Genomic DNA, 23,077 nt, shown 5'->3' on the forward strand with positions numbered 1-23,077 from the left:
GACGCTGAGATGCCGACCTACCGCTACAAGGCGCTGAATCCGCACGGCGAAGTGTTCGACGGACAGATGGAAGCGGCCAGCGAGGCCGATCTGGTCGCGCGGCTGCAGGACCAGGGCCACCTGCCGATGGAAACGCAGCTGGCCGATGCCGGCGCGACCCGTGGCAGCAGCCTGCGCAGCCTGTTCCGCCCGCGCCCGCTGCAGGGCGCGGCGCTGCTGCAGTTCACCCAGCAGCTGGCAACCCTGCTGGGCGCTGGCCAGCCGCTGGACCGTGCGCTGTCGATCCTGCTGGGCCTGCCGGAGGACGAGCGCTCGCGGCGGGCGATCACCGACATCCGCGATGTGGTGCGCGGCGGTGCACCGCTGTCGACCGCGCTGGAACGCCAGCATGGACTGTTCTCGCGCCTGTACGTGAACATGGTGCGCGCCGGCGAGGCCGGTGGCAGCCTGCACGAAACGCTGCAGCGCCTGGCCGATTACCTGGAGCGCAGCCTCGCGCTGCAGGGCAAGGTGATCAACGCGCTGGTCTACCCGGCGATCCTGCTGCTGGTGGTCGGCGGCGCGCTGCTGTTCCTGCTGGGCTACGTGGTGCCGCAGTTCGCGCAGATGTACGAGAGCCTGGACGTGGCGTTGCCCTGGTTCACCAACCTGGTGCTGCAGCTGGGCCTGTTCGTGCGCGACGGGTGGGTGCTGCTGCTGGTGGTGCCCGGCGTGCTGGTGCTGCTGCTGGAACGCAAGCTGCGCCAGCCCGCCTTCCGTCTGGCCGTGGATGGCTGGCTGCTGCAGCGGCGCGGCATCGGCCGCCTGCTGGGCGAGCTGGAAACCGCGCGGCTGGCGCGCACGCTGGGAACCCTGCTGCGCAATGGCGTGCCGTTGCTGGGGGCACTGGGCATCGCCCGCAACGTGCTGGGCAACCGTGCGCTGGCCGCCGATCTTGAAACGGCCGCCGACGAGGTCAAGAACGGCGCCGGCCTGTCGCTTGCGCTGTCGCGCGGCAAACGCTTTCCGCGGCTGGCGCTGCAGATGATCCAGGTCGGCGAGGAGTCAGGCGCGCTCGACGGCATGCTGCTGAAAGCCGCCGATACCTTTGAACAGGACAGTGCCCGCCGCATCGACCGCCTGCTGGCGGCGATGGTGCCGGCGATCACCCTGGTGCTGGCCTCGGTGGTCGGCGCGGTGATCGTCGCCGTGCTGGTGCCGTTGTACGACCTCACCAACGCCATCGGCTGACGATGGCTCTTTCCGCAACCCCGACCTCCCGCACCTGAAAGGACCGACCATGATTGCTTCCCGTCGACCGATCCGCCTTTCCTTCACCGCCGCACGCCACCAGTCCGGCATGAGCCTGCTGGAAATCATCATCGTCATCGTGCTGATCGGTGCGGTGCTGACCCTGGTCGCCAGTCGCGTGCTGGGCGGCGCCGACCGTGGCAAGGCCAACATCGCCAAGGCGCAGGTGCAGACCGTGGCGTCCAAGGTCGACAACTACCAGATCGACACCGGCAAGCTGCCCGGTACGCTGAACGATCTGGTGACCGCGCCGGCCGGAGTGGGCGGCTGGCTCGGCCCGTATGCGAAGAGCGCCGATCTCAACGATCCGTGGGGGAACGCGCTGGAGTACCGTGCGCCGGGCGAAGGCCAGCCGTATGAGCTGATCAGCCTGGGCAAGGATGGCAAGGCCGGCGGCAGCAGCGTCGACGCCGACATCCGCTACCAGCCCTGATCCTGCATGGCGCCGTTGCTGCCGCGCCGGTCGCCCCGACCGCGCCTGCACGGCAGGCGCGCGGCCGGCCTGTCGCTGCTGGAGATGCTGCTGGTGATCGCGTTGATCGCGGCCATCGGCCTGATCACCGCAGCGGGCATGTCGCGCGGCTTTGCCGGCATGCAGCTGCGCAGCGCCGGCAAGGACATCGCCAACCAGCTGCGCATGGTGCGCGCGCAGGCGATCGCACGCGGCGAGCCACAACGGTTCGTGATCGAACCGGGCCAGCATCGCTGGCAGGGTGCGAATGCGCGCAGCGGCGAACTGCCGTCGCGGCTGCAGGTGCAGTTCGAAGGCGCCGCGCAGCTGGCCGCGACGCCGGGGCAGGGCGTGATCGAATTCCATCCCGACGGCGGCTCCAGTGGCGGCCGCATCCGCCTGCAGCTGGAGGCCGCCGAATGGCGCATCGATGTCGGCTGGCTCACCGGCGAAGTGCGTTCCGGCCCGTGGCGGGCGCAATGAAGCGGCAGGCGCGTGGCTTCACCCTGCTGGAGGTGATCGTGGCCTTCGCCCTGCTGGGGCTGGCCCTGACCCTGCTGCTGGGCAGCCTGTCCGGGGGCGCCCGCCAGGTCCGCGAGGCCGAACTGCGCACGCGCGCGGTGCTGCATGCGCAATCGCTGCTGGCCGCCGCCGGCGTGGAAGCGCCGTTGCAGGCCGGCAGCCAGCAGGGCGAGTGGGAACAGGGGCGCTACCAGTGGCAGCTGCAGGTGCAGCCCTGGGTCGAGCCGCGTGCCGGCACGGTGCCGGCCACGACCGCGCCGGGCGCGCCGTGGCTGGCCGAGCTGCAGCTGCAGGTGCGCTGGGGCGATGGCGCACGCGAGCAGCTGCGCTGGCGCAGCCTGCGCCTGCTGCCTGCAGAGCTGGAAGGTGCGCGGTGATGCGTCGCGCACGTGGCTTCACCCTGGTCGAGGTCATGCTGGCCACGGTGCTGCTGGCGGGCGGGCTGGCCCTGGCCTTTGCCAGCGTGCGTTCGGCGATGGCGGTCAGCCAGCGCGGCGAGCAGATCGCCGCGCAGAGCGAGCGCATGCGCGCGGTCCAGGCCCTGTTGCGGCGACAGCTGGCCGGTGCGTTGCGCAGCCCGCTCGAGGTGCCCGATCCCACCCGTGAACCGGTCTTCTTCCAGGGCGACGCGCACGGCCTGCAGTTCATCGCCGACCTGCCCGGCTACCTCGGCCGCGGAGGACCTTATCTGCACGCGTTGACGGTGGAGGGTGCGCCCGGCCAGCGCCGCCTGCTGCTGGACCTGGTGCTGGTGCAGGACGGCGAGCGCATCGCGGAGAACCCGCCACGCCCGCCCGAGGTACTGGCGGCGTCGTTGAAGGACGTGCAGCTGCGCTACCGCGGCATCGACCCCGGCAACGGGCAGATGACCGACTGGCTGCCGCGCTGGGATGACACCCGGCGGCTGCCGTTGCTGGTGGAAGTCCGCGTGGTGCCGTCCGCCGGCACCCCATGGCCGCCGCTGGTGGTCGCACTGCGTGCCGGCGGTACCGGGGCGGCACGATGAACCGCGCGCACGGGGCCGCACTGGTACTGGTGCTGTGGTTGATCGCGCTGATGACCGCGCTGGTCGGTGCGTTCGCGCTCAGCGCCCGGGTCGAACACCTGCAGCAGCGTGTGCTCGATGAAGACGCGCGCGGCCAGGAGCGCGCCCGCGCCGGGCTGGAATATGCACTGCTGCGGCTGCAGCCCGATCCGCTGCGGCCGCCGTGGCAGGCCGATGGCCGCACCTACCGCTGGCAGTTCGACGAGGCGCGCATCGAGATCCGGGTGGTGGACGAGAACGGCAAGATCAATCTCAACCTGGCCGATGCGACCCTGCTCGCGGCGTTCCTGCAGGCACTGGGTGAGCCGCCCGAGCAGGCCCGGCAACTGGCCGGGGCGATCATCGACTGGCGCGACGAAGACAGCCTGCTGCAGCCCGCAGGTGGCGCCGAGGCGCCCGACTACGCCGCGGCGGGCCTGCCCTACGGGCCGCGCAACAAGCGCTTTGAAACCCTGGGCGAGCTGCAGCGGGTGCTGGGCATGCGAGGGCCGCTGTATGCGGCGATGCTGCCCCATCTGACCCTGTACAGCCGCCAGGCGCGGCCGGATCCGCGTGTCGCCAGTGCGCCGGTACTGACGGCGATGGGGCTGGATGCCGAGCAGGTGCTGGCGCAGCGAAGCCAGCAGGAGCGTGACGAAGATAACGCTGCCGGTGCGCCGACCCTTGCCAGCGGCAGCGGCACCTATAGTATCGAGTCCCGTGCCGCCGACGGCAGTGGACGCCTGTCGGTTCTGCGGGCGGTGGTGCGCAACGGATCGGGCGGAGTGCCTGGCCGGACTTACACGGTGCTTCGCTGGGAGCAGGGAATGGCAGCAAGATGACGGCTTGGCAGGACAGTCTGCGGCAGGTGCAGGGCCAGGTCGGTCCCGGCGCCGGCCGTTTCCTGCGTTGGTGGCGGCAATCGCTGCTGGCCTGGGTGCCGGTGCGTTGGCAGTGGGCGCTGGGCTGGTCGCAGACACGCCTGCTGCTGCAGCGCGACGACGGACAGCTGCAGGTCTGGCGCGAAGCGGGTGACGGGCTGGAGCCGGTGGTACGGCTGCCATGGCCGCTGGCGCCGGCCGATCTGGACCGCGTGCTGGAGCCGCGCCTGCGCAGCCTGCCGCGGGTGTGGGTCCTGCCCGCCGCCGAGGTGCTGCGGCGCAGCCTGCGCCTGCCCGCCGCGGCGGCCGACCGCCTGCACGCGGTGGTCGGCTACGAGATCGACCGGCAGACGCCGTTCGAAGCCAGCCAGGTCAGCTATGGCGTGCGCGAGCTGGGCACTGCCGGGGAAGGCCAGCTGCAGGTTGAACTGGTGGCCTGGCCGCTGCGCCAGCTCGACGAGTGGCGCCAGCAGAATCCGGACTGGGCCGATGCGCTGGCCGGGATCGATGCGATCGACGCGCAGGGCCGGCCGCTGCAGGTCAACCTGTTGCCTCCGGCGTACCGCCAGCAGCGTCCCGACCCGATGCGGCGCTGGAACCTGCTGCTGGCCGTGGCCGCCGTGGTGATGCTGGTGCTGGCCGCCGCGCAGGTACTGGACAACCGTCGCGATGCCGCCGACACCCTGCGTGAACAGGTCGAGCGCAGCGCACGCAGTGCACGTGGCGTGGCCAGCGAGCGCACCCAGCTGCAGACCCTGCTCGATGGTGCCGCGTTCCTGGAGGCGCAGCGCAACCAGCGCGCCAGCACGATTGAAGTGTGGAATGAACTGACCCGTCGCCTGCCCGATGGCACCTATCTGGAAAAGCTGGCGATCGAGAACAACAGCCTGCAGCTGATCGGCCTCAGCAGCGAAGCATCGCAGCTGGTGCCGCTGCTGCAGGATGCGCCGCAGTGGCGCAAGGTGAACCTGACCGGCGTGCTGCAGGCCGACGGCGCCGCCAGCGGCCGCGATCGCTTCACCCTGACCGCCGAACTGCAGCCCCTGCCATTGGCCACTGCGGCATCGCCTGCTGCCTCTGCTCGCAAGGAGGCGGCCGATGCCGATGCCAAGCGCACCCCGTGACCGCTGGCTGGCGCTGGCACTGCTGCTGGCGGTGCTGGGCCTGGCCTACCTGCTGCTGGTGCACCCGTGGTTCACCCAGCCGCTGCGCGCCATCGATGCCGATGTCGCCGCCCTGCGCGAGCGCGAGCAGCGCGTGCTGGCACAGCTGCAGCAGCGGCCGCAGATCGAACAGCGGCTGCGCGCGACCCGCGAGGCGCTGCAGCAGCGCCCCGGGTTCCTGCGCGAAGGCACTGCCGAAGCAGCGGCAGCGGCACTGGGGGCGCGCCTGCAGGACGCGGTGGCCATGGCCAGCCCGGGCAACCGCAGCTGCACCATCAGCAACCGCACCCCGCTGAGCGACAACCGCCGCGACGCCGCCTTCGTCCGTGTCGCCATGCAGGTGCGCCTGCGCTGCGGCGTGGCGGAACTGGCCACCGTGCTGCACAGCCTGGAAACCGGCAGCCCGCGCCTGTTCGTGGACAACCTCAACCTGATCGCGCAGCGCTTCCAGCAGTCGCCCAACGAATCCGGGCTGGGCCTGGATGTGTCCTTCGAACTGGCCGGTTACCTGTTGCCCGCGACCACCGGCGATGCGCCTGCGCCGGCAGCGGCGGCGCCACCGGCGGCCGCACCGGCCCCCGCTGCGCCAGCCGCCGAAGCCGCGCCGGATGCGCCGCAGCAGGAGGTGGCTGATGAAGCGTGAACCGCTCAGCCTGCGCACCGGCCTGCTGCTGGCCCTGGCGGGGTGGGCTGCGGCCACCTGGCTGGCGACCGGCTTCGGGCTGGGCGCCCGGCTGCCCGCTGCCAGCGATGCAGGCGACGCCCAGGCCGCGCTGCCGGCGTTGCCGGCGCTGGCGGCCGAACGCATGGCCGGCGCCGACAGCTACCGCGTGGTCAGCGAGCGGCCCCTGTTCGCCGAGGACCGCAAGCCGCGCCCGTATCTGCTCGGCGGCAGCGAGGCCACTGCCAGCGCCGCGCTGCGCCTGACCGGCGTGCTGTTGACCGACGATTTCAGCATGGCCACCTTCACCACCGAACAGGGGCGGTCGCTGCGCCTGCGGCTCAATGGCGATGCGGTCGATGGCTGGCAGCTGGTCGCTCTGGAACCCCGCCAGGCCACGGTGATCGGCGCCGCCGGCAGCCAGGTGCTGGAGCTGGCCGTGTTCAATGGCCAGGGCGGTGAAGCGCCGACGGCGTTGCGCGGCGCCAACGGTGCCCCCCCCGCCACCGGCACGGTGGCTCCTTCGCCGGTGCCGCCCCCGCCGCCAGCGCCTGCGCAGCAGCTTCCCGCCGCACGCGCCACCGATGGCAATGTGGCGACTCCGCCACCTGCAGCGGCCGCGGCCAGCCCTGCGCCGCCCCCCAGCAACGGCCCCAGCGAAGCGCAGATGCAGGCCATCCGCGAACGCATCCAGGCCCGCCGTCGTCAGCTGCAACAGCAGCAACAACCGTCGCCGCCCCCGGGCGATGGCACCAACCGATAGAGTGAATGCATGAATCTGCGTTTTCTTCCCTGGTCCTTCGCGCTGACGCTGCTGGTCGGCTGCAGCACCGTGTCCGGCCCGCACCTGCACCGCGGCGTGACGCCGCCCCCCGCAGCCGCAGGGCAGGCGGCCACCGAGGCGCAGGTCGTCGAAGGTGACGCCGCCGCAGGCGCACCGCAGGCGGTGATCCGCCGCGGCACCGGCACCATGATCAACCGCGAGGCCGCCCGCGCGCCGTCGCCCGCGCTGCACTCGGCCAGTGGTGGCAGTGCCACCTTCAATTTCGAAGGCGAATCGGTGCACGCGGTGGTCAAGGCCATCCTCGGTGACATGCTGGGCCAGAACTATGTGATCGCGCCGGGCGTGCAGGGCACGGTGACCCTGGCGACGCCCAAGCCGGTATCGCCGGCGCAGGCGCTGAACCTGCTGGAGATGGTGCTGGGCTGGAACAATGCGCGCATGGTCTACAGCGGTGGCCGCTACAACATCGTCGCCGCCGACCAGGCCCTGGCCGGTACCGTGGCGCCGAGCACCGCGCCGGCCGCCAATGCCCGGGGCTTCGAGGTGCGGGTGGTGCCGCTGCAGTTCATCTCCGCCACCGAGATGAAGAAGGTGCTGGAGCCGTACGCGCGGCCCAACGCCATCGTCAATGTCGACAGCGGCCGCAACGTGATCACCCTCGGCGGTACCCGCGCCGAACTCGAGAACTACCTGCATACGGTCGAGATCTTCGATGTCGACTGGCTGTCGGGCATGTCCGTGGGCGTGTTCCCGATCCAGTCGGGCAAGGCCGAGCAGGTCGCCGCCGACCTGGAGAAGGTATTCGGCGAGGAGAGCAAGACGCCCAGCGCCGGCATGTTCCGCTTCCTGCCGCTGGAGAACGCCAACGCGGTGCTGGTGATCACCCCGCAGGTCCGCTATCTGGACCAGATCCAGCAGTGGCTGGACCGGATCGACACCGCCGGTGGCAGTGCGCGCCTGTTCTCCTACGAGCTGCGCTACATCAAGGCACGTGACCTGGCCCAGCGCCTGTCCGAGGCGTTCGCCAGCAGCAACAACCGCAACAGCCGCGGTGGATCGGCCTCGCTGGCGCCGGGCGCGATGCCGATGCAGGTCGACAGCAGTGGCGAGACCCGTGGCAGCGACGTCGGTTCGCTGGGCGGCACCGGTTCGGCCAACGGCAGCAGTGGCGGCATGAGCAGCACGATGAGCCTGCCGCAGCGCCAGGAGGGCAACATCAGTGTCAGCCTGGAGGTGGAAGGCGATACCGTCGGCGTGTCGGCGGTGGAGGAAACCAATGCGCTGCTGGTGCGCGCCACGCCGCAGGCCTGGCGTTCCATCCGCGAAGTGATCGAGAAGCTCGATGTGATGCCGATGCAGGTGCACATCGAAGCGCAGGTCGCCGAAGTCGACCTCGACGGCGACCTCAAGTACGGCGTCAACTGGTTCTTCGAGAATGCCGTGCAGGGGCAGACCTTCCCCGGTGCCACCGGCGGCGCGACGCTGCCCAGCGCGCTCGGCCGCAGCGTGTGGGGCACCTTCGCCGGCGCGGTGACCGGTGGCGAAGGTGCCGGCTGGACCTTCCTCGGCAAGAACGCGGCCGCGGTGGTCAGTGCGCTGGACAAGGTGACCAACCTGCGCCTGCTGCAGACGCCGTCGATCTTCGTGCGCAACAACGCCGAAGCCCAGCTCAATGTCGGCACCAAGATTCCGATCAACTCGGTGTCGGTCAACACCGGCATCAGCGACAGCACCTACAGCCAGGTGCAGTACCTGGACACCGGCGTGATCCTCAAGGTGCGCCCGCGCATCACCCGTGATGGCGTGGTGTTCCTGGACATCGTGCAGGAAGTCAGTTCAGCCGGCGCCACCCCGTCCGGCTGCGATCCGACCAAGTCGACCTGCAACCCGCCGATCAACACCCGCAAGATCTCCACCGAAGCGGCGCTGCAGAGCGGCGACACCATCATGCTGGCCGGCCTGATCACCAATTCCGACGAGGATGGTTCCAGCGGCATTCCCGGGCTGAGCCGGCTGCCGATCGTGGGCGGTCTGTTCGGCAGCAAGGTGCGCAAGAACAAGCGTTCGGAGGTGATCGTGCTGCTGACCCCGACCATCGTGCGCAATGCCGGCGAAGCACGCAGGCTTACCGATGAGTACAGCAACCGCTTCCGCGCGATGGAGCCGTTCCCCACCCGCGAGCGCAAGAAGTAGGGTGTTCGGCAGGGCTGCGCCCTGCACCTGCCGAAGCCGAAGCCGAAGCAACGTCAAAAGCGGGCTGTCCGTGGGAGGGCGGGGCGGTGTCGGATTGCGGGGACGCCGCAAGTACGTCCTTGTAGGCTTGGCAGCCGCTTGCTCGTGTGCGCGTTCCTGCGCACACGGCAAGACCGGGGTTGGGCGTCCTGCCCAACCCGCCCGAGGCATGCCTCGGGCCCATGCGGCTGACACCCCGCACTCCGACACCGCCCCACCTTCGACAGGTTCACGCGGCTGTTGGTAGGTGTCGACCTTGGTCGACACGATTTTTCCGTCAGATATCGAAATGGATCGGGGTCAGGTGCGCCATCCCACGCAATGCCGGCATTTGACGTTGACGTTGACGTTGACGTTGCTGCGGGTGCAGGGCGCAGCCCTGCCGGTGCTACGCTACCGCCAGCGACTACCACGGAGGCGGGATGGGGGCGATCGTGTTGTTGCCGCTGGGCGTGGACGATGCTGCACTCGACCGCTGCCTGGCCGCGCTGGATGCCGGTACCGCCGCGGGGACGGCGATCTGGCTGGCCGATGACGCACAGGCCGGGCCACGTGCGCAGGCGGTGGTCGAACACTGGTTGGCACATACCCCTTTGCAGGCCGAGTACACGCGGCGCGCGCGGCCGCTGGGCGAGGTCGCCCATCTGGACGAAATGCTGCGCGCCTGCGATGGCCTGGACGTGGCGGTGCTGGCGCCGGACAGCGTGCCGGCCCCGGGCTGGCTGCAGCAGTTGCAGGCCACCTTCGCCCGCGACGCCGCCATCGCCACCGCCACGCCCTGGTGCAACGTGGGGGAAACGGCCGCCTGGCCGCGGCTGGGCGAACTCAATCCCGAACCGGCCGACCCGGCGCTGCTGGCCCACGTGTGCGCCGCGCTGCCCGCGTTGCACCCGGAACTGCCTTCGGCCGTGACCCACGCCGTGCTGCTGCGGGCCAACGCGCGCCGGCGTGCCGGCGGGCTGGATGCGGAAAGCTACCTGGGCTGGAACGCCGCACTGGTCGATCTGAGCCTGCGCATGGCCGGCCTGGGCTGGCGCAACGTGCTGTGCGAGAACGCGTTCGTCAGCCGTGCCGGTGAAGCCCCCAGTCGCGAAGGCGATCTGGAGGCGCTGGCCGCGCGCTGGCCCGGCTGGATGCCGCGCCTGGCCGACTTCCTGATGCACGATCCCCTGCAGGCCCTGCGCCAGGATCTGCAGCACGGCATGCAGCAGGCGATAATGCCGCGTGACCAGGGTGACCTGTTCGCGTCGTCCTCGCCGCTGGAGCCGTCTGCTTGAATTCCGCCATTGCCGCCATCGTTGTGACCTACCAGAGCGGCAGCACCGTCGATGCCTGCCTGTCCCGGCTGCGCCAGGCGCACGATGTCGCCGAGATCCGGGTGATCGACAACGGTTCGCTGGATGACACGCTGGACATCGTGCAGCGTCACGCCAGCCATGATCCGCGGGTGCGCTTCATCGCCAACCCGGACAATCCGGGCTTCGCCACCGCCAACAACCAGGGCGTGGCCGATTCGCACAGCCCGTGGCTGGCCTTCATCAACCCGGACCTGCTGGTCGAGGCCGATACCCTGTCGGCGCTGCGCGACCGCGCCATGGCGGTGGGCGACAGCCTGCTGGGCGTGGAGCAGGTGGACGAGCATGGCCAGCCCGATCCTGCGGTGCGGCGTCGCGACCCGGATTTCCTGGCCATGCTGCGCTCGCCCGGACGCGGTGCCCGACTGGCCGTGGCGCGCGACCCGGCGCAGCCACTGCAGCAGGTGCCGGCGTTGTCCGGCGCGCTGCTGTTGATGCCACGCGCGCTGTTCGACCGCATCGGTGGCTGGGATGCCGGCTACCGGCTGCATGCTGAGGACCTGGACCTCTGCCGCCGCGTACGCCAGGCCGGCGCGGTGGTGGCCATCGCCAACGATCTGCAGGTGACCCACGTGCGCGGGGTGTCCAGCCGCTCGCGGCCGTTCTTCGTGGAATGGCACAAGCATCGCGGGCTGTGGCGCTACTTCGGCAAGTTCGAAGCGCCGCAGCGGTCGTGGCCGGTGCGGCTGGCGGTGTGGGGCGCGATCTGGGCCCATGCGCTGGTGCAGGTTCCGAGGCTGCTGCGCAGGTCGCGCTGAACGCCGCCGCCGCACGCCGCCGCCATGCCGCGCCGGATCGGCCGGGAACCCTGATTCACCCCGACAGGCGCATAATTCCGCCCATGCCTATCATCCAGTCCCTGCTCGACACCGACCTGTACAAGTTCACCATGATGCAGGCGGTGCTGCACCAGCACCCCGGCGCGCAGGTCCAGTATCGCTTCAAGTGCCGCACGCCCGGCATCGACCTTGCCCGCTACATCGATCAGATCGATGAGGAGATCGACCACCTGTGCAGCCTGCGGTTCAGTGACGCCGAGCTGGACTACATGCGTGGGCTGCGCTTCGTGAAGCCGGATTTCGCCGATTTCCTCGGCCTGTTCCACCTGGACCGCAAGTACATCCAGCTGCGTGCCTCGAAGGTGGTGCCGGGCGAGATCGAACTGGACATCACCGGCCCCTGGCTGCATACGATCCTGTTCGAAGTGCCGCTGCTGGCGATCATCAACGAGGTGTGGTTCCGCAATACCACCACGGCCGATTTCGCCGAAGGCGAGCGCCGGCTGCAGGCCAAGGCCGCGCTGCTGCGCGATACGCCCGGCTTCGAGCAGTGCCGCATCGCCGACTATGGCAGCCGCCGCCGCTATTCGCGCGACTGGCATGCACGCCTGCTGCCGCTGCTGCGTGATGCGCTGGGGCCGCAACTGGTCGGCACCAGCAACGTGCATTTCGCGCGCCTGTACGGCATGACGCCGCACGGCACCATGGCCCACGAATACCTGCAGGCGTTCCAGGCGCTCGGTCCGCGCCTGCGCGATTCGCAGGTGGCGGCACTGGAATCGTGGGCACGCGAGTACCGCGGCGACCTCGGCATCGCCCTGTCCGATGTGGTCGGGCTGGATGCCTTCCTGCGCGACTTCGACATGTACTTCTGCAAGCTGTTCGACGGCGTGCGCCACGATTCGGGCGACCCGTTCGACTGGGGCGACCGCATGCTGGCCCATTTCCAGCAGCGCCGCGTCGACGCGCGCAGCAAGGTGCTGGTGTTCAGCGATGGCCTGGACATCGCGCGGGTCATGCGCCTGTACGACTACTTCCGCGGCCGCTGCCAGGTGGCGTTCGGCGTGGGCACCCACCTGACCAACGACCTGGGGCCGACCCCGCTCAACATCGTCATCAAGATGGTCCGCTGCAACGGCCAGCCGGTGGCCAAGCTCAGCGACTCGCCGGGCAAGAGCATGTGCGACGACCCGGGCTATCTGTCCTACCTGCGCCAGGTGTTCGAACTGCCGCCAGCGGAGAAGCCGGACGCCACGTTGTGACGCGCTACGTCAGCTTGTGACGCGGACCTTGCTGCGCATCTTTGTGATGTATATCACATTTCTATGGCCGAACTTCACGAGATCGCTTACGATTTCCATTCAGGATGTTGGCAGGCCTTGAGGGAGTTCTGCAGTGAAGGTTCTTTCTGTTTTCGGTACCCGTCCTGAGGCCATCAAGATGGGACCGCTGGTCAAGGCGCTGGGTGAGGCGCCGGATATCGAATCCATCGTGTGCACCACCGGCCAGCATCGGATGATGCTGGACCAGGTGATGGCGTTGTTCGGCATCACGGCCGACCACGACCTGGATGTGATGGTGCCCAACCAGACCCTCAACGGCCTGTGCGCGAAACTGTTCGAGCGGCTGGATGCGCTGTACACCGAAGTGAAGCCGGACCGCGTGCTGGTCCACGGCGACACCACCACGGCGATGACCGCTGCAGTGGCCGCGTTCCACCATCGCATCCCGGTGGGCCATGTCGAAGCGGGCCTGCGCACGGGCGACATCCACCGGCCGTGGCCGGAAGAGATGAACCGGCGGGTGATCGACGTTGTCTCCGATTTCCTGTTCGCGCCCACCGCCAGTTCGCGCGCGAACCTGGCCCGCGAGCATCTCGGCGGCAGGATCCTGGTGACCGGCAACACCGTCATCGATGCCCTGCAGCAGACCGTGCAGCGGCTGGATCGCGACCCGGCACTGCGTGCCAGCGCCGATGCGCCGTTCCAGATGCTCGATCCCGATCGCCGCCTGCTGCTGGTCACCGGGCATCGGCGCGAGAGCTTCGGCCATGGTTTCGAGAACATCTGCCGCGCGCTGGCCGAGCTGGCCAAGCGCAGCGATCTGCAGATCCTGTACCCGGTGCACCTCAATCCGAACGTGCAGGGGCCGGTCAACGCGCACCTGGGCAATCTCGGCAACGTGCACCTGGTGCCGCCGCAGGACTACCTGAGGTTCGTGCGCCTGATGCAGCGTGCCGACGTGATCCTCACCGATTCCGGCGGCGTGCAGGAGGAAGCGCCGGCACTGGGCAAGCCGGTGCTGGTGATGCGCGATGTCACCGAGCGCCCCGAAGCAGTGGAGGCGGGCGTCGTCACGCTGGTCGGCACCGCGCCTGAGCGGATCGTCGCTGCGGTCAGTGCAGCACTGCAACAGCCGCCCCACGCCACCCGTTTCGACCCCGATGCCAGTCCCTATGGCGACGGCCGCGCCAGCGCGCGCATCGTCGCTGCCCTGCGTGGGCACCCACTGCCCGAATTCACCGCAGGCCATCGCAGTGCTGGCCCTGCCCCCCTTCCTCTACACGAAGTGACGCCATGACCCAGAACGGCCGTCGTACCTTCCCCGTTGCTCTCACTGCGCTGGCCCTGGCCTGTACGGCGGCCAGCGCCGCCGCTGCCGACAGCGTGGCCGGCCAGTTCGCCGAATGGACCGGTGACCGCACGGTGAGCCGTCAGATGACGCTGCGCCAACTGGGCTTCCGCCAGCCGCTGGTGCTCAGTGGCCAGGAGAGCCAGCGCGAAATCTATCTGCCGGTGCCGGTGGGCGTGCCGACCCGCGAGGCACAGCTGCAGCTGGACGGGCGCTACGTACGCGGGCACAGCGGCCGTACCTCAAGCCTGTGGTCGGTCGATGGCGACCCGATGGCCGCCCGTTCGATCACCGATGCGCAGGGCGATGCCAGCCAGCTGCTGGCGATCGATGGTGAGCCGCGTGACAACGGTTTCGTCCGTGTCGGCGTGGGCTGGTGGTCGATCGTTTCCGACTACCGCTGCGCGGACCAGAGCGCGCCGGCCAACGTGCTGCGGCTGTCGCCCGATTCGCGTTTCAGCTACCGCTTCGATGGCCGTGCGGTGGATACCGTCGCCAAGGCCTGGGGCGCGTTGCCGCCACGGGTTCGCCTGCTGGTCGATGGCAAGGCGCTGCAGGCGCCGGTCTACGATGCCGCATGGCGCATCGGTGCCGCACTGCAGACCGGGGGCAAGCAGGTCGACGTGGTCGCGCTGCCGAAGGTGGGCGACAGCGTCGACCTCAGTGGCATCAGCATTCCGGCCAGCCTGCAGGGCGTGCCGGCCTATGCAGCACTGGCCGCAGGCGAGCGTGCGCACGCCATCCGGGATCTGGCTGAAGTGGGTGCGTTGTTGACCCTGCGCGACAGCGGTCCGCTGGCGGCCGACGTGATGATCGGCAGCGACGCCCTGCGCAACGGCGTGCGCGCCGCGCTGGATGCACTGGCCACCCAGGTTGCCGGCACCGGTGCAGACGCCGCCGCTGCCTTCACGACCTGGCGCAGCACCGACATGGCCACCCTCGAAAAGCCGGTCGCCAATGCTTCGGTCAGCGTGGCGGCGATCGCCGGACGACCGACGCTGCTGGTCGATCCCGCTGCCGGCGGCAAGGTCGCCGGGCTGTTGTCCGAACAGTGGCGGCAGTATGCGCTGGGCCGCTCGCTGAAGGTCGAGCAGGCCGGGACGCCGGTGATGGAAGGCGATCGCGTGCTGCTCAGCCGCCTCGGCAATATCGCCGGTACCCAGGACATCGTCACCCGCGGTGACCGCAGCGCGACCTTCGAACTGGGCGCGCTGTCGGCCGATGGCCGCCTGCCCGAAGAAGTCGTGCTGGATGTGTCGGCCGCACCCAATGCAGCCGGGCAGGGCGCGGTTGCCACGATCTATTTCAACGATTACCTGCTCGGTGCGAAGGTGCTGGCCGCCGACGGCAAGCCGCAGCGGCTGGTGGCCAAGGTGCCGGCCTATGCACTGTCGGCACGCAACGAGGTACGCGTCAGCTTCCTGCGCCAGCCGGCGCGGCCGTACTGCCACGACCCGGCCACCGCGTTCCCGGTGTCGATCCTGCCCAGCAGTCACCTGACGCTGGCCAAGCGCACGCTGGCCGCCGATTTCATCGGTGCTGCCAGCCAGCTGGCACATGCCAATGAAGTGTTCGTGCCGGCGGCATGGCTGCAGGATGCGCCGGCCTCGCTGGCCAAGGTCATCGCCATCGCCAGTGCGGTTGGCGCGTCGCCGCAGGCTGCCGAACTGAAGGTGGTCGACGCCGCGGCGGCGATCAACCCCGGCAAGCCCTACCTGGCCTTCGGGCTGGCACCGTCGGGCGTGAACCTGGCCGGCCTGAAGGATGGCCGCCTGGTCATCGCCGGCGCACCGCAGGCGCTGCTCGACCTGACCGGGCTGGAGCATGCCGCTGCGGTGCAGGTGACCTCGGCCGGTGGCCACATCGGTGTGCTGTACAGCGATCTCGGTGCGCAGGGGCCGACCCTGGGAACACCGTTCCGCCTGCTGCGCGGCGACCTGGCGGTGATCGACGGCAGTGATGTCGTGCGCGATTTCGACAGCCAGGACCCCTACGGTTCGCGCATTGCCGACGAAGGCAATCCGCAGTCGAAGTGGGAACAGCACATGGTGTGGCTGCTGGTGCTGGTGGGCGTGGTGGTGCTTGCGCTGCTGGCCGCCCGTGTCGCCCAGATCCGCCGCCGTCGCAAGTCCGCCAACAGCGGTCACTGATCCGCCGTGGACGGTCTGTTCTGGAACATCCAGCTGGCCAACTATTACGCCGCCCTGGAAACGGTGGCGGCGGCGGTTGCCGTGCTGATCCTGATCTCCAGCCTTGATGACCTGTTCATCGATCTCTGGTACTGGGTGCGGGAAGGCTGGCGCACGCTGACCGTCAAGAAGCGCCGCGAGTACAGGCCGCTGACCCAGCAGGACCTGCTGCAGCGGCCCGAACAGCCGCTGGCGATCATGGTGCCGGCGTGGATGGAGTACGACGTCATCGCGCAGATGGTCGAGAACATGATCGATGTGCTCGACTACCGCGAGTACGTGGTGTTCGTGGGGACCTATCCCAACGACCAGGCGACCATCGACGAAGTGGAGCGCATGCGCCGGCGCTACAAGCGCCTGCGCCGGGTGGAAGTGCCGCACGATGGCCCGACCAGCAAGGCCGACTGCCTGAACTGGCTGATCCTGGCGATCTTCGATTACGAAAAGCGCCACGACATCGAATTCGCCGGCGTCATCCTGCACGACAGCGAAGACGTGCTGCACCCGATGGAGCTGCGCTTCTTCAACTACCTGCTGCCGCGCAAGGACATGATCCAGCTGCCGGTGACCTCGCTGGACCGCGAGTGGTACGAGCTGGTGGCCGGCGTGTACATGGACGAGTTCGCCGAATGGCATGCCAAGGACCTGGTGGTGCGCGAAAGCGTGTCCGGCATGGTGCCCTCGGCCGGCGTCGGCACCTGTTTCTCGCGCAGGGCCCTGCTGGCGCTGAGCGCAGCCACCGACAACCAGCCGTTCAACACCGACAGCTTGACCGAGGACTACGACGTCGGCGCACGCCTGGCGGCGATGGGCATGCATTCGATCTTCGCCCGCTTCCCGGTGCAGTTCCTGGTGCGGCGTCCGTCGTGGTTCGGGTGGGGACCGGTGCGCGAGCGCACCCAGCAGATGGCGCTGTGCGTGCGCGAGTACTTCCCCGACAACTTCCGCGCCTCGTACCGGCAGAAGGCGCGCTGGGTGCTGGGCATCGGCCTGCAGAGCTGGGAGACGCTGGGCTGGCGCGGCTCATTGGCGACCAAGTACCTGCTGGCGCGCGACCGCAAGGGCATCGTCACCTCGTTCGTCAGCATCATCGCCTACCTGATCTTCCTGCAGTTGCTGCTGTTCTGGGTGCTGAAGGTGACCGGTGTCTGGAATCTGCAGTATCCCAGCGTGTTCCAGGCCGGTTCCTGGCAGATGAACGTCGCGCTGTTGACCACCGCTGCGCTGGCGACCCGCGTGGTGCAGCGCTTCTACTTCGTCAACCGGCTGTATGGCTGGGAGCACGCGTTGATGTCGATTCCGCGCATGGTGGTCGGCAACATGGTCAATTTCATGGCCACTGCGCGTGCCTGGCGGATGTTCCTGGCCTACCTGCTGTTCGGCAAGCGCATGGTCTGGGACAAGACCATGCACGATTTCCCGGATGCCTCGGCGCTGGTGCAGACACGCAAGCGCCTGGGAGAACTGCTGACCACCTGGCAGGCGGTCGAACCCGAGCGCCTGGAAGAGGCGCTGCGGCAGCAGCAGGGCGGGCGTCAGCAGCCCCTGGGCCGCATCCTGCTGTCGCAGGGCTGGCTGGATGATGAAACCCTGGCCGAAGCGATCGCCTTCCAGGGTGACCTGCAGCGTGCGGTGATCGATGTCGACTACCTGGGCTCGGGCAGCTTCCCGGTGAGCGTCGATGCCTGCGTGCAATGGCGCATGCTGCCGCTGCCGCCGCTGCAGGAAGGCACCCTGCGCCTGGCGGTGGCCAATCCGTTGTCCGAACCGGCCGTGGCCCTGCTCAAGCAGGAAACCGGCAGCGCCCATGTCGAACAGAGCGTGGCCCGCGAAAGCGAGATCAACGCCGGCCTGCGCCTGATCGGTGGTGCCGAACAGTGGCGCATCGACACCGTGCCGCTGCTGGGTGACCTGCTGGTGGAAATGCGCCTGATCGACCACGCTCGCTTCGAGATCGCGCTGGATGAGTACAAGCCACAGCGTGATGGCCGCATTGGCGACTACCTGGTGACCAAGGGCATCGCTACCGAAGAGGCCATCGCCCAGGCCATGCAGGAGCAGCGCCGCCGCGCGGCGTTGCTGCAGTCGCCGCCTCCAGGAGTTGTATCGGCATGAAGACCACGCTGTTGTCCGCCGTCATTGCCGCCACCCTGGCCGCTGCTGCGCCGGCGTACGCACAGGCCGACGCGCCCCTGCCGTTGTCCGGCCCGGCCTACCGGCTGGCCGAGCAGGCCTTTGCGGCCTACGACCGCGGCGACTACAGCAGCGCCTATCGGCAGGCCACCGAAGCCTCGCGGCTGCGGCCGGATGTGGTGCGATTGCGGCTGCTGCAGATCTATTCGTTGCAGAAGCTCGGCCGCGGCGACGAGGCCCGGCAGCAGGCGCGGCGCGCGCTGGATGCGGGCTTGAAGGATCCCGCGTTGGCCGGCCTGGCCGCGGCGCCGCCCCCGCGCACGGGCACCCGCAGCACCCCGCGTGCCGCACCCGCTGTGCCGCAGACCGCGGCGCAGCGCGCCTATGAGCAGGCCTTCGCGATCGCCACCGAGGCCTACACCGCCTACAACAACGACCAGATGGCCATCGCCGCCAGCAAGGCCGAGCAGGCCTTCCGCCAGCAGCCGCAGCAGGGCGCGTGGGCGATGTTGTGGGTGGCCTCGCTGGAAGCGCAGCAGCAGCTTGAGCAGGCCGACGCCGCTGCCGCGGTTGCCCTGCAGCTGGGTGCGCCGAACGTGGCCGACCTGCGTGCCAAGCGGGTGGCGCTGGGCCGCCAACGTGCGGTGAAGCCAGCCCAGGAAGGCTACCAGGCCCTGATCGCCCAGGATTTCGGCGCGGCCGTCGGCTTCGCCCGCGAAGCCGTGACACGCGCGCCCGATGTCGCCTCGCACCGCCTGTTGCTGATGACCGCGCAACTGCTCGACGGGCAACTGCCGGCAGCAGAGATCACGGCCGACCAGGCCTTGGACAACGATGCAGACGACACCGTCGCGCTGGTGATGCGCGCCTACCTGCGCCAGCGCCAGGGCAACACCGTGCAGGCCAACGCCGATTTCGATGCAGCGCTGCAGCAGGACTGGCTGGATGACCAGCAACGCCGCAACGTGCGCCTGCTGGCGGTGGACGCCGCGGTTGCCGCCGGTGACCGCGCCCGCGCCAGCGCCCTGCTGGCGCCCCTGCAGAGCGACACCCTCGCCGATGTGGACGCCTCCGCGCAGCAGGGCATCCGCGAAGCGGTGGCGCAGCGCGAAAAGGCCATCCGTGCTGCGCGCGCGGGCCAGACCCTGACGCTGCAGTCCTACCCGGCGCCGTTCCAGCAATGCCGCGACACGCCCTACGGCACCCAGTGCGAACTGATGCCTGCCGATCTGCAGGGCGAAGGCGGACCGGCGCAGCGCGCCTACGCAGCCTATGGTCGGCAGGATTACCAGCGGGCGATCAGCGAAGCGCGCCAGGCCGTGCAGGAATCACCGGACAGCGTGCCGCTGCAGGGCCTGCTGACCACCACCCTGGCCGCTGGCAACCGTGCCCAGCAGGGTGAGGCGCGCCAGCGCCTGGACACCGCCCTGGCGACCCATCCCGACGATGCCGGACTGCTGATGCAGCGCGGTTACCTCAACCAGGCCGCGCGCGAGCCGGCCCGGGCGCTGGCTGATTTCCGTGCCGCCGAGGCGACCGGCAAGGCGCCGAAGACCGTGGTGATGGACCAGGCCTATGCCAGCGCCGCCAGCGGCGATCATCCGCAGGCCGTCACCCTGCTGCGCGGTGCGATCGACGCGGCCGACGCTGGCCAGCTGCCGTTGGACAAGGCGCAGCGCTACAACACGCGCAGCGCCATCGCCAGCTATTCGCGTACCTGGGGCGTGACCGCCTCGGCCGGTTACCGGGGCTCGCGCCAGGCCGCCACCAATCTCGGTGGCGCATCGATCAGCACACCTGGCGCCTCGGTGTTCGGAACGCTGGAAGCGTTCTGGCGGCCGCAGGCCACCAACAACCAGCACGGCACGCTGGAAGCCTACGCGCGCATCGCCAATACCCTGTACGACGAAGGCGGTACGTTCGAATCGCTGCTGTTCACCGATCCCTGCACCGGGCAGGCAACGCCGGACAACCGCGAACGTGCCGAGCGCCTCAGCCGCTCGCGTTCCATCGCCGGCTGGCCGTCCACCGTCGGTTCGTTCGGGGTGCGCTATGCGTTCGGCCAGACCGGCCTGAGCGTCGGCCTGGAACGCCGCCAGTTCCTGGGCAGTGCGACCCGGCGCGGCGGTATCTACGCCGACTCGGCGGCCATCCGCTGCCAGATCCAGATCGAATCCGAGCGCCCGCTGCAGGCCAACCTGCTCGCCCGCTACCGCTTGAACGACAGTGCCGGCGGCTGGATGACCTACGCCACCTACGGGTTCTACAACGGCACCGGCATGCGCACCGATGTCACCCAGTGGTGGACGGTCAGCGGCTATGCCCAGGCCGGCCTGAGCTGGGACGACAATCGCGCCCACTTCACCGTCGACGCACTCGATGCCAACGGTGCCCCGTCGCAGCGCGTAAGCGAATCCAGCGGCCGCCTGCGCCGCCAGCAGGCCTTTGCCGCTGCCGAACTGCGTGCCGGCCGCAACTACCGCTTCGGCGCCGATCAGACACGCTGGCTGCTGACCCCGTACCTGGTGCTGGGTGCGGACTGGCAGGACCAGCGCTCGCGCGTACGCGGCATCGACTACCCCGGCATCGGGCCGCAGTCGTTCGCCCTGTCCGACACCGAGCGCAGCTGGTCCCTCGGCGCCGGTCCGGGCCTGGGCGTCCGCTACTGGTTCCGTGAAGACCACTACCACGCGGCACGCTCCTACCTGGATCTGTCGGTGTCCTACCGCTTCGCCATCGGCGGCGGAGATACCCAACGTGCCAAGGGCTTGTTCGCTACCGCCACCCTGTACTACTGACGCCGCATGAAGGAACTGCAGATGACGCCTGTAAACCCCATTCCCCGATCCGCGCGCCGCCCGCGCGCGCTGCTGCTGGCCGCGCTGTGTGCGCTGGCAATGGCCGGCACCGTGCAGGCGCAGGCGCCTGCTGCTCCGGTTGCAGCCAACCAGGATTCGTCCATCGTGCTGACCGGCAAGGATGGCTGGCTGTTCCCTGCCTGGGGCAGCCTGACCGAGGTGGATTCCGCTGCCATTGCCCGCAACACCGCACTCATTGCCGAGGCACAGCGCACGCTGGCGGCCGCCGGGGTCAAGCTGCAGGTGCTGGTGCTGCCGGACAAGGCGCTGTTCTATGAAGACAAGCTGCCGGATGGCAAACGCCTGGGTGACGCGGTGCGGGGCCGCTACGCACTGGAGCTGGACGGCCTGGCGAAGGCGCAGGTACCGGCCGTGGACGCGCTGCAGGCGATGCGCCAGGTCAAGCAGGGCGGGGTGGATGTGTTCTATCGCAGCGATCAGCACTGGACCCAGCCTGCTGCCGACGCGGTGGCCAGCGCGGTTGCCGCCAGGGTCAAGGAACAGGTGCCGACCCTGGCCGGCCAGGCCGGCAGCGGCATGGCGCTGGGCAGCGAGATCAAGGAGCGCCGTTTCGGCGACCTGGCCGAGCTGTTCCTCACCGACGAACAACGCAAGGCGATCGGCCGCGATACGTTCACCGTGCGCCGCCAGGCCGAACAGCAGTCGCTGCTGGATGATGCGCCGGCACCGGTGCATGTCACCGGCCACAGCATGGTCCAGCCCTATTTCGGTTTCCCGCAGAAGCTGTCCAACCTGCTCGACCGCCCGGTATCGGTGAACTGGAAGCCGGGCAACGTCGGCCACTGGGTGATGCTGCTGGAATACCTGGAATCGGCGGAGTTCAAGCAGAACAAGCCGCAGGTGCTGGTCTGGCAGATGTTCGAGCCGTCCTACCCGCAGGGCCCGGATGCACGCGGCCAGTGGGACAACGCGTCGATCATGACCCCCGAACAGTGGAAGGCACGCTTGCACAAGGCACTGGGGCAGTAACCGATGAATGCCCGTCCCGGGGCGCCTGCGCCCCTGCCACCTGCTGCCCCACCGCGCGCGCATCGATTGAGCGCGGTGGTGGTGGCGGCGCTGCTGCTGGCCGGTATCTGCGCCGGCGGCTGGATGCTGGCCAACGCCAAGCTGCCGGCGGAAAAACTGCTGCCGTCCAAGTGGGCCGACGGCGAGGCCGGGCAGGCGATCAACCAGGCGTTGCGGCTGCCGATCCAGGCCCAGGGTGATCTGGTCGGCGCCGCGCTGCGCTACCGGCTGCTGGGCGATCTCGGCGAGCAGGTCGCGCTGGGCTGCCCGGACTGGCTGTTCTACCGCGACGGCCTGCGCCCGCCGCCCGGCGCCGGCGCACAGGTGTTCAAGGACCGCATCCGGCTGATGCAGCACTGGTCGCAGCAGCTGCAGGCCAACGGCGCGCAGCTGCTGGTGGTGGTGGTGCCGGACAAGTCGCGCATCGAGCAGGCGCACACCTGTGGCCTGCGTTATTCCGAACCGATGCGGGCACGCTACGGGCAGTGGCAGCAGGCGCTGGCGCAGGCCCGGGTGCCGAGCGTGGACCTGCTGCCGGTGCTGGCCGGGCAGGACGTGCCGGTGTTCTTCCGCACCGATGTGCACATGAACCGCGTTGGTGCGCAACGCGCCGCCGATGCGGTCACGGCGGCCGCGCTGCCGATGCTGGGCGGGCCGGGCACCCAGGCCTTCGAGGTCGGCGCACCCGGTACACCGAAGCCGCGCATGGGGGACCTGATCGTGCTGGCCGGGCTGGAACACGCACCGACCGCCTGGCGGCCACCGCTGGACTTGGAGCCGGAGCAGGTCATCGCCCCGATCCGTAGCGGCGGCCTGCTGGATGACACGCCGCCGGTGGAGGTGCTGCTGCTGGGCAGCTCCAACGGCCGCCGCAGCCTGTTCGCCGAACGCCTGGGCCACGGCCTTGGGCGCGAAGTCTGGAACCAGAGCATGGATGGGGGCCAGTTCTCCGGCGCGCTGCTGGCGGCGCTGCCGCAGCAGGCGACGTGGCCGCCCACCGTGAAACTGGTGATCTGGGAATTCTCCGAAATGGCCCTGTCCCTGCCGCTGACCGAAGGCGAGCAGAAGGCATTGGCCGGTATCGACTGAGCGCCG

At 69.4% G+C, this 23,077-nt stretch carries 19 protein-coding genes; all 19 read left to right on the forward strand.

Annotated elements, in window-relative coordinates:
• Window positions 1–9 precede the first annotated feature (9 nt).
• The 19 genes from xpsF to Q5Z10_RS03035 all read left to right on the forward strand — a co-directional run bounded on the left by xpsF (window position 10) and on the right by Q5Z10_RS03035 (window position 23,071).
• Window positions 10–1,230 carry a type II secretion system protein XpsF gene (gene xpsF, locus Q5Z10_RS02945; protein WP_303637860.1) on the forward strand — a complete coding sequence of 407 codons (1,221 nt, stop codon included), beginning with the start codon at window positions 10–12 and terminating at the stop codon, window positions 1,228–1,230.
• 49 nt (window positions 1,231–1,279) lie between these two features.
• Window positions 1,280–1,723 carry a type II secretion system major pseudopilin GspG gene (gene gspG / locus Q5Z10_RS02950; RefSeq protein ID WP_303637861.1) on the forward strand — a complete coding sequence of 148 codons (444 nt, stop codon included), beginning with the start codon at window positions 1,280–1,282 and terminating at the stop codon, window positions 1,721–1,723.
• A 6-nt stretch (window positions 1,724–1,729) separates the two neighbouring features.
• Window positions 1,730–2,224 carry a type II secretion system protein XpsH gene (gene xpsH, locus Q5Z10_RS02955; RefSeq protein ID WP_303637862.1) on the forward strand — a complete coding sequence of 165 codons (495 nt, stop codon included), beginning with the start codon at window positions 1,730–1,732 and terminating at the stop codon, window positions 2,222–2,224.
• Window positions 2,221–2,640 carry a type II secretion system protein XpsI gene (gene xpsI / locus Q5Z10_RS02960; protein WP_303637863.1) on the forward strand — a complete coding sequence of 140 codons (420 nt, stop codon included), beginning with the start codon at window positions 2,221–2,223 and terminating at the stop codon, window positions 2,638–2,640. Before xpsH ends, xpsI begins: the two co-directional genes overlap by 4 nt.
• Window positions 2,637–3,269, forward strand: coding sequence for a type II secretion system protein J (locus Q5Z10_RS02965; RefSeq protein ID WP_303637864.1), 633 nt, complete (start codon window positions 2,637–2,639; stop codon window positions 3,267–3,269). Before xpsI ends, Q5Z10_RS02965 begins: the two co-directional genes overlap by 4 nt.
• Entirely contained in the window at window positions 3,266–4,129 is an 864-nt protein-coding gene (locus Q5Z10_RS02970; protein WP_303637865.1) for a type II secretion system minor pseudopilin, read from the forward strand. Before Q5Z10_RS02965 ends, Q5Z10_RS02970 begins: the two co-directional genes overlap by 4 nt.
• Window positions 4,126–5,292 (forward strand): PilN domain-containing protein, encoded by a 1,167-nt coding sequence (locus Q5Z10_RS02975; protein WP_303637866.1) that lies wholly within the window; start codon window positions 4,126–4,128, stop codon window positions 5,290–5,292. Before Q5Z10_RS02970 ends, Q5Z10_RS02975 begins: the two co-directional genes overlap by 4 nt.
• Window positions 5,273–5,974 (forward strand): type II secretion system protein GspM, encoded by a 702-nt coding sequence (gspM, locus tag Q5Z10_RS02980; protein WP_303639129.1) that lies wholly within the window; start codon window positions 5,273–5,275, stop codon window positions 5,972–5,974. The genes Q5Z10_RS02975 and gspM overlap by 20 nt, the downstream gene beginning before the upstream one ends.
• Complete coding sequence (locus Q5Z10_RS02985) at window positions 5,964–6,755, forward strand: type II secretion system protein, XpsN-like (protein ID WP_303637867.1); 792 nt, start codon at window positions 5,964–5,966, stop codon at window positions 6,753–6,755. The genes gspM and Q5Z10_RS02985 overlap by 11 nt, the downstream gene beginning before the upstream one ends.
• Window positions 6,756–6,764: 9 nt before the next feature.
• A complete protein-coding gene (gene gspD, locus Q5Z10_RS02990) occupies window positions 6,765–8,969 on the forward strand; it encodes a type II secretion system secretin GspD (protein ID WP_303637868.1) in 2,205 nt (734 codons plus the stop codon).
• Window positions 8,970–9,430: 461 nt separating this feature from the next.
• Window positions 9,431–10,285, forward strand: a complete 855-nt coding sequence (locus Q5Z10_RS02995) for a glycosyltransferase family 2 protein (RefSeq protein WP_303637869.1) — start codon at window positions 9,431–9,433, stop codon at window positions 10,283–10,285.
• Window positions 10,282–11,121 (forward strand): glycosyltransferase family 2 protein, encoded by an 840-nt coding sequence (locus Q5Z10_RS03000; protein ID WP_303637870.1) that lies wholly within the window; start codon window positions 10,282–10,284, stop codon window positions 11,119–11,121. The genes Q5Z10_RS02995 and Q5Z10_RS03000 overlap by 4 nt, the downstream gene beginning before the upstream one ends.
• 83 nt (window positions 11,122–11,204) lie before the next feature.
• Window positions 11,205–12,404 (forward strand): nicotinate phosphoribosyltransferase, encoded by a 1,200-nt coding sequence (pncB, locus tag Q5Z10_RS03005; RefSeq protein WP_303637871.1) that lies wholly within the window; start codon window positions 11,205–11,207, stop codon window positions 12,402–12,404.
• A 133-nt stretch (window positions 12,405–12,537) separates the two neighbouring features.
• Complete coding sequence (gene wecB, locus Q5Z10_RS03010; RefSeq protein WP_303637872.1) at window positions 12,538–13,722, forward strand: non-hydrolyzing UDP-N-acetylglucosamine 2-epimerase; 1,185 nt, start codon at window positions 12,538–12,540, stop codon at window positions 13,720–13,722.
• On the forward strand, window positions 13,719–15,923 hold the full coding sequence (locus Q5Z10_RS03015; protein WP_303637873.1) for a hypothetical protein: 2,205 nt from the start codon (window positions 13,719–13,721) through the stop codon (window positions 15,921–15,923). Before wecB ends, Q5Z10_RS03015 begins: the two co-directional genes overlap by 4 nt.
• 6 nt (window positions 15,924–15,929) lie before the next feature.
• Window positions 15,930–18,077, forward strand: a complete 2,148-nt coding sequence (locus tag Q5Z10_RS03020; protein ID WP_303637874.1) for a glycosyl transferase family protein — start codon at window positions 15,930–15,932, stop codon at window positions 18,075–18,077.
• Window positions 18,074–20,893: an NfrA family protein gene (locus Q5Z10_RS03025; RefSeq protein WP_303637875.1), complete on the forward strand. Its 2,820-nt coding sequence runs from the start codon at window positions 18,074–18,076 to the stop codon at window positions 20,891–20,893. Before Q5Z10_RS03020 ends, Q5Z10_RS03025 begins: the two co-directional genes overlap by 4 nt.
• A 21-nt stretch (window positions 20,894–20,914) precedes the next feature.
• Window positions 20,915–21,943, forward strand: a complete 1,029-nt coding sequence (locus Q5Z10_RS03030) for an alginate O-acetyltransferase AlgX-related protein (protein ID WP_303637876.1) — start codon at window positions 20,915–20,917, stop codon at window positions 21,941–21,943.
• A gap of 3 nt (window positions 21,944–21,946) precedes the next feature.
• Window positions 21,947–23,071: an alginate O-acetyltransferase AlgX-related protein gene (locus Q5Z10_RS03035; protein WP_303637877.1), complete on the forward strand. Its 1,125-nt coding sequence runs from the start codon at window positions 21,947–21,949 to the stop codon at window positions 23,069–23,071.
• Window positions 23,072–23,077: the final 6 nt, after the last annotated feature.

Origin of the sequence: Stenotrophomonas sp. 704A1 (assembly GCF_030549525.1) — a bacterium.
GTDB classification, from domain to species: Bacteria; Pseudomonadota; Gammaproteobacteria; order Xanthomonadales; family Xanthomonadaceae; genus Stenotrophomonas; species Stenotrophomonas tuberculopleuritidis.